The organism is Streptomyces sp. AM 2-1-1 (assembly GCF_029167645.1).
Classification (GTDB): domain Bacteria; phylum Actinomycetota; class Actinomycetes; order Streptomycetales; family Streptomycetaceae; genus Streptomyces.
The window spans coordinates 1,898,181-1,914,540 of the sequence record NZ_CP119147.1 but is presented as its reverse complement, the minus strand read 5'-3'; the positions used below and the strand labels follow the sequence as shown (position 1 = coordinate 1,914,540).

Sequence of the window (16,360 nt, the reverse complement as noted above, 5' to 3'; positions counted from 1 at the left end):
GCCGGACACGCCCCCGGGCCCTCCCGCCGGACGACTGTCGGTGGTGTGGTGTGCAATGGAACCCGTGTCCGCGCTCGATGAACCCCTCAAGAAGCTGCTCGGCGGCGCCACCGCGAAGGTGATGGCCGAACACCTCGGCCTGCACACGGTCGGCGACCTGCTGCACCACTACCCGCGGCGGTACGAGGAGCGGGGGCGGCTCACCCCGCTCTCCGACCTCCCGCTGGACGAACACGTCACCGTGGTGGCCCAGGTCGCCGACGCCCGGGTGCACGGCTTCAACAACGGGCGCGGCAAACGCCTGGAGGTCACCCTCACCGACGGCAGCGGCCGCCTCCAACTGGTCTTCTTCGGCCACGGCGTGCACAAGCCCCACCAGGATCTCCTCCCCGGTCGCCGGGCGATGTTCGCGGGCAAGGTCGGCGTCTTCAACCGCAAGACGCAGCTCGCCCACCCCACGTACCAGCTCCTGGACGCCGACCCCGGCGCCGACGCCGGAGCAGCGGACCGGGAAGCCGGTGAGCGGGAGGCCGTGGACGCCTTCGCCGGACGCCTGCTGCCGCTCTACCCCGCCTGCAAGCAGCTCGACTCCTGGCGCATCGCCAAGGCCGTCGACACGGTGCTGCCCAGCGCCCGGGAGGCCGTCGACCCGCTGCCCGCCCCGCTGCGGGAAGGGCGCGGTTTCGTCTCCCTGCCCGACGCCCTGGTCAAGGTGCACCGGCCGCAGAGCAAGGCGGACGTCGAGGCCGCCCGGGAGCGGCTCAAGTGGGACGAGGCGTTCGTCCTCCAGGTCGCGCTCGCCCGCCGCCGGTACGCCGACACCCAGCTCCCCGCGGTAGCCCGCCGCCCCGCCCCCGACGGGCTGCTCGACGCCTTCGACGCCCGGCTCCCCTTCACCCTCACCGAGGGCCAGCGGAAGGTCTCCGGCGAGATCTTCGACGACCTCGCCACCGAGCACCCCATGCACCGGCTGCTCCAGGGTGAGGTCGGCTCCGGCAAGACGATGGTCGCCCTGCGCGCGATGCTCGCCGTCGTGGACTCCGGCGGCCAGGCCGCCATGCTCGCCCCCACCGAGGTGCTCGCCCAGCAGCACCACCGCTCCATCACCGAGATGATGGGCGACCTCGCCGAGGGCGGGATGCTCGGCGGCTCCGCGCTCGGCACGAAGGTGGTCCTGCTCACCGGCTCCATGGGGACGGCCGCCCGCCGCCGGGCCCTGCTCGACCTGGCCACCGGCGAGGCCGGCCTCGTCATCGGCACCCACGCGCTGATCGAGGACAAGGTGTCCTTCCACGACCTCGGCCTGGTCGTGGTCGACGAACAGCACCGCTTCGGGGTGGAGCAGCGCGACGCCCTGCGGTCCAAGGGCAAGCAGCCGCCGCACCTGCTGGTGATGACCGCCACACCCATCCCGCGCACGGTCGCGATGACGGTCTTCGGGGACCTGGAGACGTCGGTCCTGGACCAGCTCCCCGCCGGCCGCTCGCCGATCGCCACCCACGTCGTGCCCGCCACCGACAAGCCGCACTTCCTCGCCCGCGCCTGGGAGCGGGTCCGCGAGGAGGTGGAGGGCGGCCACCAGGCGTACGTCGTCTGTCCCCGGATCGGCGACGACGAGGAGACGGCCGGGACCAAGGGCGGCAAGAAGGCGCCGGAGAAGGCGAAGGCGCAGGAGAAGGCGCCGGACGGCGACAAGCGGCCGCCGCTCGCCGTGCTCGACATCGCGGCCCAGCTCGCCGCCGGACCGCTCGCCGGGCTCCGCACCGAGGTGCTGCACGGGCGGATGCACCCCGACGACAAGGACGACGTGATGCGCCGGTTCGCCGCCGGCGAGGTCGACGTGCTGGTGGCCACCACGGTGATCGAGGTCGGGGTCAACGTCCCGAACGCCACCGCGATGGTGATCATGGACGCCGACCGGTTCGGCGTCTCCCAGCTCCACCAGCTCCGCGGCCGGGTCGGCCGCGGCTCCGCCGCCGGGCTCTGCCTGCTGGTCAGCGAGGCCCACGAGGCGAGCCCGGCCCGTGCCCGGCTCGGCGCGGTCGCCGCCACCCTGGACGGCTTCGAGCTCTCCCGCATCGACCTGGAACAGCGCCGCGAGGGCGATGTGCTCGGCCAGGCTCAGTCCGGGGTGCGCTCCTCGTTGCGGATGCTCACCGTCATCGACGACGAGGAGGTCATCGCCGCTGCGCGCGCCGAGGCGGTGCGGACCGTCGCCGCCGACCCGGAGCTGACCGGCCACCCGGAGCTGCGCGTCGCCCTGGACGCGTTGCTGGACAAGGACCGCGAGGAGTACCTCGACAAGGGATGAGCCGCACCGCGTGGGGGACGCACCGGGTCCGCCCGGGCCACCGCCGCCCGCACGCCATATCGTGGGAGCCGAGGCGCGCGGGAGACGTCCGCGCACCGAAGCACGCGAACCTCCCGCGTGCCGCCCCGCGACCCGAGGACCGACTCCCATGACCCGCGTGATCGCCGGCTCGGCCGGCGGACGCCGCCTGGCCGTACCGCCCGGCAACGGCACCCGCCCCACCTCCGACCGGGCGCGCGAGGGCCTCTTCTCGACCTGGGAAGCGCTGCTCGGCACCCTCGACGGCATCCGGATCGCCGACCTCTACGCCGGATCGGGCGCGGTCGGCCTCGAAGCGCTCTCCCGGGGCGCGGCCCACGCGCTCCTCGTGGAAGCCGATCGCACAGCCGTCGCCACCGTCCGCGAGAACGCCCGCACCGTCGGCCTGCCCGGCGCCGAGATCCGTCCCGGCAAGGCCGAGCAGACCGTGGGCGGACCGGTGCCCGCCGACCCGTACGACGTCGTCTTCCTCGATCCGCCCTACGTCGTCACCGACGACGATCTTCGGGAGATCCTGCTCACACTCCGCACGCGGGGCTGGCTCGGAGAGGACGCACTCGTCACCGTGGAACGTGCCACCAGAGGCGGGGAATTCGACTGGCCGGACGGTTACGAGCCGCTGAGATCCCGCCGTTACGGCGAGGCGACCCTTTGGTACGGTCGCGCCGCCTCCTCGTGCGAAGACGCACGATGACCGGACCCGGGAGCGAGGGAACCATGTTGCGCCGCGCCGTCTGTCCGGGGTCGTTCGACCCCATCACCAACGGACATCTCGACATCATCGGCCGAGCCTCGAAGCTGTACGACGTCGTACACGTCGCGGTGATGATCAACCAGTCCAAGAAAGGGCTGTTCACCGTCGACGAGCGGATCGAGCTGATCCGCGAGGTCACCTCCGGCTTCGGCAACGTCGAGGTCGAATCCTTCCACGGCCTGCTGGTCGACTTCTGCGCGCAGCGGGAGATCCCCGCCATCGTGAAGGGGCTCCGGGCGGTCAGCGACTTCGACTACGAACTGCAGATGGCCCAGATGAACAACGGCCTCTCCGGAGTGGAGACGCTCTTCGTCCCCACCAACCCCACCTACAGCTTCCTGTCGTCCTCCCTGGTCAAGGAGGTCGCGACCTGGGGCGGAGACGTCTCCCACCTGCTGCCGCCGACCGTCCACACGGCGCTCCAGGATCGGCTGGGGCGCGCGTGACCGCCTGACCGCCCGTCACCCGGTGTCGGGCGGGAGCCGACTGGCCTTACAGTCGTCCCGTCCGTCTCCAACAGCAGCAGGAAGTGGCGAGCACACGGTGGACGTGCAGAAGAAGCTCGACGACATCGTCGAAGCGGTCGGGAACGCCCGGTCCATGCCCATGTCGGCCTCGTGCGTGATCAACCGCGCCGACCTGCTCGGGATGCTCGGAGAGCTCCGCGAAGCGCTGCCCGGCTCGCTGGCCCATGCCGAGGAGGTCATCGGCGGCAGCGAACAGCTCGTCGACCGGGCGCGCCAGGAGGCGGAGCGGATCATCGAGTCCGCCCACGCCGAGCGCGGCTCGCTGGTTTCCGGCACCGAGGTCGTCGTGCGCGCCCAGAACGAGGCCGACCGCATCCTGGCCGAGGCCCGCCGGGAGGCCGCCGAGGTCAAGGCGGAGGCCGACGAGTACGTCGACAGCAAGCTCGCCAACTTCGAGGTCGTCCTCACCAAGACCATCGGCTCCGTGGACCGGGGCCGCGAGAAGCTGCTCGGCCGCGGCCAGGGCCCCGACGAGCAGGGTTACGAGGACCCGGACTACGCCGAGGCGCCCGAGCGCAGCGCCGACCCGGAGACGCTCCGGCGCCGTGCCGACGAGTACGTGGACACCAAGCTCGGCGCCTTCGAGGCCGTCCTCGGCAAGACCCTGGAGGCGGTCGGGCGCGGCAGGCAGAAACTGCACGGCCGGGTGGCGACCGACGAGCTCGGCGCGCACATGGCCGCCCAGGACGCCGCGGGCGACCAGGGCCACACCAGCGACGCCGACTACCTGGCCGGCCTCGCCGAGCTGGCCGACCCGCAGCCGGCGCAGGCGTCCCCGCGCTACTCCGCCCCGGCGCGGCCCGAACCGTCCTACGCCCAGGCGTACGACTACCAGCAGCCGGTCCAGCAGGACCCGTACGGGTACGAGCAGCCGTCCGGGGACGTCTACGGCCGGGAGACCAGGGACGGTTACGAGCAGGCGCCCCAGGACGGGTACGAGCAGCCCTCGCAGGACGGGTACGCCTACCAGCAGGCGTACGACCCGAACGTCTACCAGCCGCAGCAGGACCAGGCGGGTCACCCGGAGTACGGGTGGGCCGACCAGCAGCCGCAGCAGGACCAGCAGCCGCAGAGCGCGCTCGACGAGACCAGCCTCTTCGACACCAGCATGATCGACCTGGAGCAGCTGCGCCGGTACGAGCAGGACCGCTGATCCGTCCGCCGCGGGGCCCGGTCCGCCCCGACCGGACCGGATTGGGTGCTGGGCGTTACGTCAAGTATCCTGGCTCTTCGGTCGCGCGCATCTCCGCGATCCCGGCTGCCCGTTTCGATTCCGGAGCGGGCCGGCCCCTCCCGACGCCGTGCGACGCACATGATTTCCGAAAGCAGGAGAAGCCCTGAACGGCCACCTCGACCACCGCAATCCTCTCGTGTTCGATACGCACGAGCTGGGTCGGCGTCCCGGTGCCCTGAAGCGGCTGACCCGTTCGGTGGAAGCACCGAGGGATCTGGGTATCGACGGAGTCATCGGAGTGCCGGAAGGCGCCCCGCTGGCGCTGGACCTCCGCCTCGAATCGGTCATGGAAGGGGTGCTCGTCACAGGCACCGCCCGTGCATCCGCCGAGGGGGAGTGCGTAAGGTGTCTGGAGCCGCTGACCTTCGAGGTCGAGGCGGACTTCCAGGAACTGTTCTCGTACCCTGACGCCGACGACCGGGGCCGCAGCAGGACGGCGGACCCGGCCGACGACGCCGAGGACGACGAGGACGAGTTTTTCCTTGAGGACGGCCTGTTCGACCTCGAGTCGGTGCTGCGTGACGCGGTAGTGCTCGCACTGCCGATGCAGCCGGTGTGCACGGAGACCTGTGCCGGTCTGTGTTCCGAATGCGGAATCAGGCTGGATGAGAATCCGGGCCACCACCATGATGCCGCCGACCCCCGGTGGGCGGCATTGCAGGGACTCGCCGAGACCGTTCAGGACGGCGAGAAGGACAACATGGGCGGCGCCGAGCCTGGCGTCGACGAGAAGCAGGAGAAGTAGCCGTGGCTGTTCCGAAGCGGAAGATGTCGCGCAGCAACACGCGCCACCGCCGGTCGCAGTGGAAGGCTGCGGTCCCCACCCTGGTTTCGTGTGAGCGTTGCCAGGAGCCGAAGCTCCAGCACATCGCGTGCCCGAGCTGCGGCACGTACAACAAGCGCCAGGTCCTCGAAGTCTGAGCGGCCGGTGAGAGGCGCGATGTCTGAGTTGTCCCACGCCAAGAAGCAGGCAGACAACATCAACACGGCCTCGTCCCACACGCTTCTGGAAGGGCGGCTCGGGTATCACCTTGAGTCCGCCCTTCTGGTGCGTGCGCTGACCCACCGTTCGTACGCGTACGAGAACGGCGGTCTGCCCACCAACGAGCGACTCGAATTCCTCGGGGATTCGGTGCTCGGCCTGGTGGTCACGGACACGCTGTACCGCACCCACCCCGACCTGCCCGAAGGCCAGCTGGCCAAGTTGCGGGCCGCGGTGGTCAACTCACGTGCACTCGCGGAAGTGGGCCGCGGCCTCGAACTCGGTTCCTTCATCCGGCTCGGCCGCGGTGAAGAGGGCACGGGTGGCCGGGACAAGGCTTCCATCCTCGCCGACACCCTTGAAGCGGTGATCGGCGCGGTCTATCTCGATCAGGGCCTCGACGCGGCCTCGGAGCTGGTCCACCGGCTCTTCGACCCGCTCATCGACCGGTCCTCCAACCTCGGCGCCGGCCTGGACTGGAAGACCAGCCTCCAGGAGCTCACCGCGAGCGAGGGTCTCGGAGTCCCCGAGTACCTCGTCACGGAGACCGGCCCGGACCACGAGAAGACCTTCACCGCTGCAGCTCGCGTCGGTGGTGTCTCGTACGGCACCGGCACCGGCCGTAGCAAGAAGGAAGCGGAGCAGCAGGCGGCGGAGTCCGCCTGGCGCGAGATCAGCGCCGCCGCCGAAGCGAGGGCGATCGCGGAGAAGTCCGCGGTCGAATCAGGGGCCGCCGACACCCCTGCCGAACCCCCGCGGGACACGGACGTTTCTCCGGCTTGACCCCGTTCGCGACCCCCCGGTGCCCCGTGCACCGGGGGGTCGCGGCATTTCCCGTCCCCCTGGTGCCCCTGGAGGAGCGTCACCGTGCCCGAACTGCCCGAGGTCGAAGTCGTACGCCGGGGTCTGGAGCGCTGGGTCGCCGGCCGGACCGTCCGTGAGGTGGAGGTCCTCCACCCGCGTGCGGTCCGGCGCCACCTCGCGGGAGGGGTGGACTTCGCGGCGCGGCTGCGCGGCACGCGCTTCGGGGCCGCGATGCGGCGTGGCAAGTACCTGTGGATCCCCCTGGAGGACGCGCCCGTCTCTCTCCTGGGTCACCTCGGGATGAGCGGTCAGCTGCTGGTGCGACCCGACGGCGCTCCGACCGAGAAGCACCTGCGGATCCGGATGCGCTTCGACGACGCCCTCGGCACCGATCTGCGCTTCGTCGACCAGCGCACCTTCGGCGGACTCTCCCTCCACCCCACCACCCCGGACGGGCTCCCCGACGTCATCGCGCACATCGCCCGCGACCCCCTCGACCCGGCCTTCGACGACGCGGCCTTCCACACCGCGCTCCGGCTGCGCCGTACGACGCTCAAGCGGGCGCTGCTCGACCAGTCGCTGATCAGCGGGGTCGGCAACATCTACGCGGACGAGGCGCTCTGGCGCACGATGCTCCACTACGACCGGCCGACCGCGACCCTCACCCGCCCGAAGTCCGCCGAACTGCTCGGCCACGTCCGGGAGGTGATGAACGAGGCGCTCGCCCAGGGCGGCACCTCGTTCGACAGCCTGTACGTCAACGTGAACGGCGAATCCGGCTACTTCGACCGTTCGCTGGACGCCTACGGCCGGGAGGGCGAGCCCTGCCACCGCTGCGGCACCCCGATGCGGCGCCGCCCCTGGATGAACCGGTCCAGCTACTTCTGCCCCCACTGCCAGCGGGTGCCCCGGGCCCGGTGAGGCGTACTCCCCGTCGCACGGGAAGTACCTGAGCGCCGAACAGGCCCAGGCCCGGTCCGGAGCCACGCAGCAGCAGATCCGCTGTTCGCCTTTGGCAGGCGCGGAGTGCCGGCACTGCCGAGCGCGCAACCCGGCAGGCGGCTGTCACCCACCACGCAGGCACCCCTTCCCACCGCTCAGGGAGCAGCATGTCGCCGTCCTTCGCCTACCGGATAACCAAGTACAACCCCGCCGACCGGGACGAGCACGGCCGCTACAACGGCACCGAGGACACGGTGAGCGACCACGGGCCGGTCGAAGCGGCTTACCTGGAGGCGATCGCCGCTTTCGCACGGGACTCGGGTACGCGCCGGCTGGAGATCCGCGAGCCGGAGCTCGCCTGCCAGGTCAACTTCGGCTTGGAGGCGCCGGTCGACGGACACGGCCTCGCCGGACTGTTCCCACCCGACCTCACCGGCTACCACGACGGGGCCGAGGTCCCGGTGCCGGTCGCGCTGGAGCTGGTCCGTGCCATGCTCCGGGACAATGGTGCCTGGTGCAGACTGGAGTGGCGGGACACCTTCACCGTGCACGTCGGGTGGGACCAGTACGTGTACGTCGGCAGCGATCAGCCCTGCGACGAAGCCGTCGCCCGTACCCGCGAAGTCGGGTTGTTCGCGGAACCGATCACCGTCTCGCCCTATGCCGCGGACCTTGAGGAACCAGAGGTGACACAGGCCGCGGACGAGGACTTCTGGGAACGGGTACGGGCAGCACTGGCCTCATCACGGGCGCTGCTCCTGGAAGAGGCATACCTCCGAAACGCCACCCGATGGCACCGCCTCACCGAGGAGACTCTCCACACGGTGCGCGTCGCTCTGGGCCCCCGCGCGCTGGTGACTCTCTGGCCCGACCTCACCCCTGATGTCGAGGCCGTCCTCGCCGCGCTGCCCCAGGACGAATCCGTTGAGTTCGTCTGGGAAGCGCCGGATGCGACGATCCACCACGTCACCGTTGACGAGAGCGACCACCGGCAACTCGCCACCCTGGTGGCGGGCTCGCGTGCTGCCTGCGTCCTGCCCGTGTCCCTCGACCGACACCCTCCGCTCTTCCAGGCCGCTCTGCCCGACAGCGACGGCGTGCTCCGCGCCCGGTGGTGACCTGGCTTCGCCGTTTCCCGTTCATCCGTGCGCGGCGGTGTGCGCTCACGCGTACGTTCCCGGCCCGTCGTGGCCCGGTCCCGTGGGGGAAGGCAGCGAGGACGGGGAGATGGTCCGGATGCTCTCGGGCGGCTCCGGCGCGACGGCCGGGAGCGGGAGCCGGTCGGACGAGGCCGGCGACGGTCTCACGGGTGACTGCGAGGTCTCCTGCGCGTCCTGCTGGACGCGGGGGAGAGCATCAAGGCGCTTGGCGCGTACCTGGGGTCTCACGATCCCGGCTGCACGCCGGGGAGGTCCACCCACCTCATGCCCGCGAGCGAGACCCGAACCCGAGCGGCGGTGGACGGCGTTCTCGGGGGCCGCAGGCACGCGCCACGTCCCTGATACGGCCCATGGGAGTGCGAACGGCCCTGACTCGCGGGCTTCTCAGAAGCCGAAGTAGTGACCGCCTGGTCGGGCGACCTGCGCTTCTGGCGTGAGCAGGGCGTGTGAGGTGCGCGTTGTCGGCGATCACTTGTCAAAGTTTGTTGTCGCTGGTTGCCCTCGGACGGCCCCACGACGGCCCAGGCGTGACACCAACGTCTAGAGTCGAACGGTTGTTTAGTGATCATGAGGCGTCTTCTTCGAGGTGCACTCTTTGATGCGGCTACCTTGCCAAGACTGAGACATAGACATGTCGCGTCCCGTACTTTGACTCACGGAGGTTTAGATGGCCCGCTTGCAGTACGTGGTTCTGGCAGAGTATGCACGTGTAGATGCCAGTGGTCTGCTGACTGTCGTCGGCGCCGGTTTTGACCGCATCGCCGTGAACGCGCTGCCGTCTCAGATTCCGCTGGCGTGCGCCCTGCGGGTGCAGTTGACCGAGTCAGAGAAGGATGCGAGGCTCAGTGTATCCTTGCGCCCGCCGAGCGGGGTTGGCCTGAGGATGGACACGGTTCTGGCCGCACCGACTGATGCTAAGCCTCACAAGGGGCTGGTTGGTGTGGCGTTCGCGGCGACTTTTGGCTTGCCGGTCTCCTCGCCGGGTACTTATACCTTTGAGGTATCGGTCAATGACGAGCGGTCTGACGACATCTCCTTTGAGGTGGAGGTTCAACGACCTCCCGAGCAGGCCGATGCCTGATGATCCTGACGTACACGAACCACGCCAGGCGGCGGATGCGCCAGCGCCGCATAGCTGAGAGTGACATCGAGAATGCGCTAAGTAACTATAGTGAGAGAATCACTACGCCCAAGAACAGCATCAGGTATCGCGGCCCTGGCCTAAGTGGAGCGATACTGAAGGTCTGGGTGGTCCCGGACGCTGCCCCGAGTTCGGACAAGATCATCAAAAGTGTTGCCTGGGATGGAGTTGACGATGACTGAATCAATGATTCAGGTTGAAATCGACCCTGTCGCTGCCCTTGCGTACGTGGAACTTGGGCACGGCGAGGTCGCTCGTACCGTCCAGTTTACGGACGAGGTGACTGTCGATCTTGACTCTTACGGCATGGTGCTGGGGATCGAGCTTCTGACACTCAGTGTTGATTTCGACGCTGAGCTGCGCGCACGTCTGGCGTCCGAGTACCACGTTCCCTCGCAGGTGCTGGAGGTCCTGCCCGTTGCTCTTAACGCTGTGGCTCACTTGAGCCAGCAGGCGACCTCACGTCGGGTGGAGAGGGAACAGAGCCGTCGTCCTTCTTACGGAGTGCTGAAGCCCTCGAACTCGGCTGTGCTGACTGAGTGCGGTTAGCGTCCGAGACTCGACGCGGCGGTCGGCCTATGTAGGTCGATTCTCGTGTGCAGCTCCGCGCCCCCTGACCTGCTGAGACGGTCAGGGGGCGCGATGGTTTGTAACCCACTGCCTGCTGACACGTTCATCTCACCCACCACTCACCCCGGCTCCCATCCCGTCCGCCTTCGACCCACACACCGTGGAGCGGTCGTGGTTCAGGGCGTCAAGGTGGAGCGCACCACTGTACGAACGACCTTGACGCCCTGGGCCGCGACTGCTCGGCTCTGCCTGGGTCGAAGGTGGTCGGGATGGGAGCCACCACGACGCGCGCCACGCTCCAACCGGCACCCGCGAACGGCGCCCCTCCCATCCCGGAGTCTGAGCGCCCCCGCCGGAGGCATCGTCGTGAAGCCGCGGGCTTGGTTCTCGTCTCATGCCCCCGGGCCTATCCAGTTGTGGGCGCGCGTCGGCGGCGGCAGCGCCGAGCGGGCCGAAGGCAGGAGCGCGGGCGCAGCCAGAGCCGGGAAGCGCGCCCGGCGGAGCAGAGCGCAGCCGGGTGCCTTGATGAGGTAGAGAAACCTGTAACTGCGTCAGCTATGGACAGGCTCCGGCCTGGGAGTCTCGTCAACGAATCCGTGGGCAGAAGGGTGTGCGGCACGCTGAGCAAGCCAACCGGAGACACGGGGACCGCCGTTGACGGCACCGCCTTCCAGGACCGTCCTGACGTGCTGGAAGTTCTGCCGGATGTAGTAGCGCTGAAGCGCGACATTGCTCGTCCATGCATCCAGCCGTAGCCACTTCGCTGACGCCTGAGCAGCCCGATCTCCCGCCCAGTCGAGGATCTTTCCCCCTAGATTCGTGCCCGCATAGTCGCGTGACACCGTCAGCTTGTTGACGAACAGGGACGCTTCCCTCAACTCTTCATCCGACCAGAGTCCTTCTTCGGCTTCGGGAGTCAGCGTGATGGTCGCGGCTGTCCGCTCCCCGTCGCGCACCATGAAGACGGTTCGAGCGTCGATCGTGGCAAGGAGACGATCAGCAGGGTATGGGCGGCTCCATTGGTCGCTTCCGAGCTCGCTGATCCAAGATGCAGCTTCCTTGCGGAAGGCCAGAAGGTGATCCAAATCCTCCGGGACCGCAGTTGTGATCCTCACTGAACACCGTCCCGGGCAGACAGATCGCCGATCTCGTAGTTCATCCGGTTCAGGTCGCCTCGGAAGGTGGTGACTGTGCACCGAATCGGATGCGCGTTGGAGTAGCCAGTGCGTGTCCAGAGCAAGACGGGAACACCAGAGCCGACCTCCAGCAGTCGGGCCTCCTCGGGAGTCGGCATGCGGGTAGCGATCTCGTCGGCATACCCAATCTGCTCGATGCCGAGACTTGCCAGGTAGCGCGTGGTTCCCTCCGCTATGTCTCCGGGCTCAGTGAGTCGGGGGCCCTTCTTCACCAGCCATTCGGGGTAGTGAGTGGCCTGTGTCGACCAGGGGACGTCGTCTACAAAGCGATGGCAGAACCGGAGTACGGCCGTGGAGCCGGGCTCGATTTCAAGCCGCTTCGCCACATCCTCAGGCGCGGTGGTGACCTCGACCCTGAACGTCTGGTGCGGCCGGCGCCCGGCGTTCGTCACGTCGGTCGAGTAGGCGTCGCCGTTCTGCGGGAAGTTCAGGTCTTCGAAGCGAGAGGCGTTCAGCTCGAACACCTCGTGCTTGCGAACTTCGTAGCCCAGGCCCTGGCTCGATGAGATAAGACCTTCGCCGACGAGAAGCCCCAGGCCGGACCGGATGGTGTTCCGGGAGGCGTCGAAGCGGGCCGAAAGTTCGCTCTCGGAAGGGAGGCGCGCCCCCGGAGAGAAGGTCCCCGAGTCGATCTCTCGGCGCAGTGCGTCGGCCACTTGTCGGTACTTCGGCTGCTTGCTCATTCGCTCATCATCGCGCACTCGCGCAACTTGTTGGTACATGTACGTCGAATCTCTTGACGCGGAGCTTCGTGCGGTGCAGCATCATCACATCAACTTGTACCAACAAGTTGAGCAAGCGGGTTAAGTGAACCGCTAGCTGAGTAGCCGGGAGCAGCACCCTACGGCCAAGCAGATGTGCCGCTCCCCATCCCCTGAGGGAGCTTCCATCATGCCTGCAACGCTCTTAGCTGCGCGTCCCAGTTCGGATACTTCCGCTGAGCGTGCCTTGCTCACAATCTTGCGGATGACGGGCGCGGAACGAGCGGTCGCGCTGTACGCCTCCGACATGCCCACGGGCTTCTCCTGGTCGAGGGGCGTCCCGCCGCAGGTGCTCGCCTGGGTGGCGCAGGGCGTTGATCGGCTCGGCTTCGAAGACGTGTACCGCTCCGGCATGGAGTCGCAGTACTACCGGGTTCTGCGGTTGCACGGTCCGGTCCCGGCAGAGACGCGGCGCTGGTTCCGTGGTCGTTTCCCCGACCGTGCGCGGCTCGACTGTGTCGAGCAGACCAACGCGATGCTGACCTTCCGCCTGGGCTAGCACGAACCGGTGTACGGCTTCGTTGGGGACGACACCTTCCGGGTCTACCGCGCGTACGGCGATGACGTGGACGAGGTGGGCGTGTGACCGCCTTTCCCGATGACGCCCTGCACGCGGCTGAGTGGGCGGACGAGAGGCGTACCGAGCAGATCGGTATGTACCTCGACGCTCACGACGTCCGCCCCAACACCCGGTTTTTCACGGTGGTCGATGACGCGCACTACGCCGAGGAAGACGCGAAGGTGCGCGGCTTCTACCCGCCGATCGGGCACGGCTACCCGGCGGAGGACCACCAGTGACCTCCTTCCCCGTCGCCCCGGAGGCCGTTGCCGGTTCCGCGGCCTCCCTGAGCACCGACCCCCTGACCCTCGCCGACCTCTTACGGGTCGCCAACGCCCCAGGCTTCGAGCGGTGGCAGGAGCAGGTGCGCCGTACGGGCGGCTGCGACCCCCGCAAGGTGAAGCCCTGGTCGGTCGATCGGGTGATGGCCGTGCGCGCGGCGCTTCCCGACCGCTACCGCGTGCTGGTCGAGCCTGCCGCCGGTTGTGGTTTGCGGCAAGGGGAGGTCTTCGGGCTTGCGATCGAGGACGTGGACTTCCTCGGCGGCGGCGTCGTGCACGTGGCACGGCAGGTGAAGCTCCTGCGGAACCGTCCTGTGTTCGCTCCGCCCAAGGGGGGCAAGGAGCGGGACGTTCCCCTGCCGGAGTCGGTTGCGGAAGCACTGCGGGCGCACATCGCGCAATACCCGGCGCGGGAGGTCACCCTGCCGTGGAAGGACCTGAACGGGCCGCTCGTGACCGCGACGCTCATTCTCTACGGGCCCGAGGGCCTGGCGCTGAACCGCAACCGCTTCAATCACAGGGTGTGGAAGCCCACTCTTGAAGCCGCCGGCGTGCCGATGATCCGCGACAACGGCACGCACGCGTTGAGGCACTTCTACGCGTCGGTGCTGCTGGACGCGGGGGAGAGCATCAAGGCGCTCAGCGAGTACCTGGGGCACCATGACCCCGGCTTCACGCTGCGGACGTACACCCACCTAATGCCTGCGAGCGAGACTCGCACCCGGGCGGCGGTGGACGGTGTTTTCAGAGGGCGCGGGGAGGCGTCACGGCCCTGATACGGCCCAGAGGAAAGGAGGAGCCTCTGACCTGCGGGCTTCTCAGAAGCCGAAGTCCTGGGTCCACCACGGGCCGCCGTCGGCGATGTGGACGCCGACGCCCAGGGTCGTGTAATCGCAATTGAGAATGTTTGCTCGATGGCCTTCGCTGTTCATCCAGCTGTCCATCACGGCCTGCGCGTCGGCCTGGCCGCGGGCGATGTTCTCCCCGCCGAGGTTGGTGATCCCGGCCGCGTCGGCACGGTCCCAGGGGGTGTCGCCGTCCGGGTCGGTGTGGTCGAAGAAGTTCCGGGCCGCCATGTCCCGGCTGAAGTCCTGGGCCAGTGAGGTCAGGGAGGAGCTGAGCGTCACCGGTCTGCAGCCGGCCTTCGACCGCTCCTGGTTGACGAGCGTCAGCACCGCCGTCTGCGCCGTGGTGTCGGTGGCCGGTTCGGGAGCCTCGGACTCCGGCGCCGCCGAGGTCGTCTCCGGCGGCGCGGGGGGCGCGGACGTGGTCACGACCGGGGCGGCGGTCGTCTTCCGCACGGTGGGGGTGGCGGACGGGGCCGGGCTCGCGCTCTTCTCGGTGGGCGACGCGGAGGGGGAGGCGGAGGCCGGCGCCGAGGGGGACGCGGGACGCCCGCCGCCCCGGCTCGCCGGGGTGGTGGCCGGGCCGCTGCCCGTCGGGTCGGCGCTCGCGGTGCCCTGCGTGAGCAGGTCCGGGGCGCCGCCGGAGTCGGCTACCCCTTCGTCGTGCGAGTTCTCGCCCAGGCTGTACGTCTGCCCGCCCGGAAGCATTCCGGAGGCGACCGCGACGGCACCCACCGCCACGGCGGCGGAGACCCCGAGCAGTCCTGCGCGCACCGGCAGGGGGACCCGGCGCTTGTTCCTCCGGGGACCGCCCGAGTGCCGGGCCCCGGAGGGAACGGCGGCGTCGTCGTCAGCGGCGGATCGTCGGTGGCGTCCCATGCGCTGTGCCTTCCTCGTGCCTCGGCGGCCCGGGGCTCCCCGGGACGTCACCGTGTCCGTGGCGCTCACCCGAACGGGTGAGCATTGCGACCGGACTGTACGCCATGGCGGACGGCCTCCGAGAGGGTTCGCGCGGGCCGGCCCGGTTAGCGTTCCGGTATGAGTGAAGACGCACGGCTCGTGGTGTGGGTACGCGGCCGAGTACAGCAAGTAGGGTTCCGCTGGTTCACCAGGGCAAACGCTCTGGAGATCGGTGGACTGGCCGGGTTCGCCCTCAATCTGGACGACGGCAGGGTGCAGGTCGTCGCCGAGGGACCGCGTGAGAATTGCCACCGTCTGCTGGAGTGGCTCCGCTCCGACGACACGCCCGGACGCGTGGACGGAGTCACTGAGATCTGGGACACGCCGCGCGGCGGATACGACGGGTTCGCGATCCGGTGACCGGGGGGCGGTGTGCCCGGCTCCCCGCGCCGGCCACGCGGCGCCCACCGGCCTCCCTCCCCGTCGGCGCCGCAGCGCCGTACCGCGAATGACCTGCGGGAAGCACGGGGAGGATCCGTTCTTGCCAAAGGCGGGCGAGCGTGCAAAGCTACCCGATTGCCCAAGATCGCCGGAGCGGTGAGCACCCCCGGCGGCCCCGGGCCGCGAGATCGTCCGGACACCGGCCCCGCGGATGGCGGCGCCCACGGGGTGTGATCGTGTTGACCGTCAAAGTTTTTGGTGAGACTCTGAAATCCCCGCGCACCTCAGCTGTTCGACAGGGCTGTTTCCGCAGTAACCGCAGTGATGACAAGAGCACTGCCGGGCATCGCGGGTGCGATTCCCTCACGACCCACACCGCTTCGGTCGGTCACTCAGTGTGGAGGACCATCCATCATGGCAAAGGCGCTTCTCGGTTACGTCGGCGGTTCCGACCCGCGACTCCTCGCCGAGATGCGACGGCTCCAAAAGCGCGTCCAGGACCTGGAATCCGAGCTCGTACGGATCCAGGACGAGAACGACGCGCTCAACGCCGCCGCTCAGCACCAGTCGCTGCTCGACAGCATCGACATCGACGTACCCCAGGCAGAGCCCGCTCTGACCTGACCGGTCGCCCGCACGGGGCCGGCCGGGCCCGCAGACACCTCAGCGGCCCCGGAGCACCTCGGCATCGTCTTCACCGCGGATCGGCGGAACCGGACATCGTGGTCTCCTGTGATCACGGTTGTTCGGCCACTGATCCGCCGTCCGGGACGATCCGCACAGCCGGTCATTCCAGAGCCGGCAGGACCGTGCGCGAGCGGTATCGCGCACGTGCCACGCTCCACCGGGGACGCTTCGGCGTCCCCTCTTTCTTTCCCCCTCGCGTCAACCCCGCGCACCCGGGTCAGCCCCC

19 protein-coding genes and 1 pseudogene are annotated in these 16,360 nt (G+C 69.1%); 17 read left to right on the top strand and 3 right to left on the bottom strand.

What is annotated here, in order from left to right; translation table 11 throughout:
- The first annotated feature begins 55 nt into the window (after nt 1–55).
- The 12 genes and pseudogenes from recG (at nt 56) to PZB77_RS07945 (ending at nt 10,443) form a co-directional block, all read left to right on the top strand.
- Entirely contained in the window at nt 56–2,311 is a 2,256-nt protein-coding gene (gene recG, locus PZB77_RS08000; RefSeq protein WP_275491873.1) for an ATP-dependent DNA helicase RecG, read from the top strand.
- Between the two features lie 148 nt (nt 2,312–2,459).
- Nucleotides 2,460–3,044: a 16S rRNA (guanine(966)-N(2))-methyltransferase RsmD gene (rsmD, locus tag PZB77_RS07995; RefSeq protein ID WP_275491872.1), complete on the top strand. Its 585-nt coding sequence runs from the start codon at nt 2,460–2,462 to the stop codon at nt 3,042–3,044.
- 26 nt (nt 3,045–3,070) lie between these two features.
- The gene (coaD, locus tag PZB77_RS07990; protein ID WP_275495959.1) at nt 3,071–3,550 is read left to right on the top strand and encodes a pantetheine-phosphate adenylyltransferase; all 480 of its coding nucleotides are present in this window, start codon (nt 3,071–3,073) and stop codon (nt 3,548–3,550) included.
- Nucleotides 3,551–3,647: 97 nt separating this feature from the next.
- The gene (locus PZB77_RS07985) at nt 3,648–4,784 is read left to right on the top strand and encodes a cell division initiation protein (RefSeq protein ID WP_275491871.1); all 1,137 of its coding nucleotides are present in this window, start codon (nt 3,648–3,650) and stop codon (nt 4,782–4,784) included.
- A 217-nt stretch (nt 4,785–5,001) separates the two neighbouring features.
- The gene (locus PZB77_RS07980; RefSeq protein WP_275491870.1) at nt 5,002–5,610 is read left to right on the top strand and encodes a DUF177 domain-containing protein; all 609 of its coding nucleotides are present in this window, start codon (nt 5,002–5,004) and stop codon (nt 5,608–5,610) included.
- Nucleotides 5,611–5,612: 2 nt separating this feature from the next.
- Nucleotides 5,613–5,786: a 50S ribosomal protein L32 gene (gene rpmF, locus PZB77_RS07975; protein ID WP_003965982.1), complete on the top strand. Its 174-nt coding sequence runs from the start codon at nt 5,613–5,615 to the stop codon at nt 5,784–5,786.
- 19 nt (nt 5,787–5,805) lie between these two features.
- The gene (rnc, locus tag PZB77_RS07970; protein WP_275491869.1) at nt 5,806–6,630 is read left to right on the top strand and encodes a ribonuclease III; all 825 of its coding nucleotides are present in this window, start codon (nt 5,806–5,808) and stop codon (nt 6,628–6,630) included.
- A gap of 84 nt (nt 6,631–6,714) precedes the next feature.
- Nucleotides 6,715–7,572 (top strand): bifunctional DNA-formamidopyrimidine glycosylase/DNA-(apurinic or apyrimidinic site) lyase, encoded by an 858-nt coding sequence (gene mutM / locus PZB77_RS07965; protein ID WP_275491868.1) that lies wholly within the window; start codon nt 6,715–6,717, stop codon nt 7,570–7,572.
- Between the two features lie 188 nt (nt 7,573–7,760).
- On the top strand, nt 7,761–8,711 hold the full coding sequence (locus PZB77_RS07960) for an RNA-binding protein (RefSeq protein ID WP_275491867.1): 951 nt from the start codon (nt 7,761–7,763) through the stop codon (nt 8,709–8,711).
- A gap of 213 nt (nt 8,712–8,924) precedes the next feature.
- Nucleotides 8,925–9,095 (top strand): annotated as a pseudogene (locus PZB77_RS07955) (site-specific integrase); the annotation flags it as partial.
- Between the two features lie 325 nt (nt 9,096–9,420).
- The gene (locus PZB77_RS07950; RefSeq protein WP_275491866.1) at nt 9,421–9,834 is read left to right on the top strand and encodes a hypothetical protein; all 414 of its coding nucleotides are present in this window, start codon (nt 9,421–9,423) and stop codon (nt 9,832–9,834) included.
- Nucleotides 9,835–10,068: 234 nt separating this feature from the next.
- Nucleotides 10,069–10,443: a DUF2283 domain-containing protein gene (locus PZB77_RS07945; RefSeq protein ID WP_275491865.1), complete on the top strand. Its 375-nt coding sequence runs from the start codon at nt 10,069–10,071 to the stop codon at nt 10,441–10,443.
- A gap of 572 nt (nt 10,444–11,015) precedes the next feature.
- On the opposite strand, the gene PZB77_RS07940 is transcribed toward PZB77_RS07945, so the two are convergent.
- The gene (locus PZB77_RS07940) at nt 11,016–11,579 is read right to left on the bottom strand and encodes a GNAT family N-acetyltransferase (RefSeq protein WP_275491864.1); all 564 of its coding nucleotides are present in this window, start codon (nt 11,577–11,579) and stop codon (nt 11,016–11,018) included.
- The gene (locus PZB77_RS07935; RefSeq protein WP_275491863.1) at nt 11,576–12,343 is read right to left on the bottom strand and encodes a GntR family transcriptional regulator; all 768 of its coding nucleotides are present in this window, start codon (nt 12,341–12,343) and stop codon (nt 11,576–11,578) included. Before PZB77_RS07935 ends, PZB77_RS07940 begins: the two co-directional genes overlap by 4 nt.
- Nucleotides 12,344–12,626: 283 nt before the next feature.
- Between PZB77_RS07935 and PZB77_RS07930 the strand changes: the two genes are divergently transcribed.
- From PZB77_RS07930 to PZB77_RS07920, 3 genes are all read left to right on the top strand, one after another.
- Nucleotides 12,627–12,920 (top strand): hypothetical protein, encoded by a 294-nt coding sequence (locus tag PZB77_RS07930; protein WP_275491862.1) that lies wholly within the window; start codon nt 12,627–12,629, stop codon nt 12,918–12,920.
- 83 nt (nt 12,921–13,003) lie between these two features.
- Nucleotides 13,004–13,219: a hypothetical protein gene (locus PZB77_RS07925; RefSeq protein WP_275491861.1), complete on the top strand. Its 216-nt coding sequence runs from the start codon at nt 13,004–13,006 to the stop codon at nt 13,217–13,219.
- Nucleotides 13,216–14,037 carry a site-specific integrase gene (locus PZB77_RS07920; protein WP_275491860.1) on the top strand — a complete coding sequence of 274 codons (822 nt, stop codon included), beginning with the start codon at nt 13,216–13,218 and terminating at the stop codon, nt 14,035–14,037. Before PZB77_RS07925 ends, PZB77_RS07920 begins: the two co-directional genes overlap by 4 nt.
- 42 nt (nt 14,038–14,079) lie before the next feature.
- Here PZB77_RS07920 and PZB77_RS07915 read toward each other — a convergent pair whose 3' ends face one another.
- The gene (locus tag PZB77_RS07915) at nt 14,080–14,985 is read right to left on the bottom strand and encodes a CAP domain-containing protein (RefSeq protein WP_275491859.1); all 906 of its coding nucleotides are present in this window, start codon (nt 14,983–14,985) and stop codon (nt 14,080–14,082) included.
- 159 nt (nt 14,986–15,144) lie between these two features.
- On the opposite strand from PZB77_RS07915, the gene PZB77_RS07910 reads away from it, so the two are divergent.
- Nucleotides 15,145–15,426: an acylphosphatase gene (locus tag PZB77_RS07910; protein ID WP_275491858.1), complete on the top strand. Its 282-nt coding sequence runs from the start codon at nt 15,145–15,147 to the stop codon at nt 15,424–15,426.
- A 435-nt stretch (nt 15,427–15,861) separates the two neighbouring features.
- Nucleotides 15,862–16,071 carry a hypothetical protein gene (locus PZB77_RS07905; protein ID WP_275491857.1) on the top strand — a complete coding sequence of 70 codons (210 nt, stop codon included), beginning with the start codon at nt 15,862–15,864 and terminating at the stop codon, nt 16,069–16,071.
- The last annotated feature ends 289 nt before the right edge of the window (nt 16,072–16,360 follow it).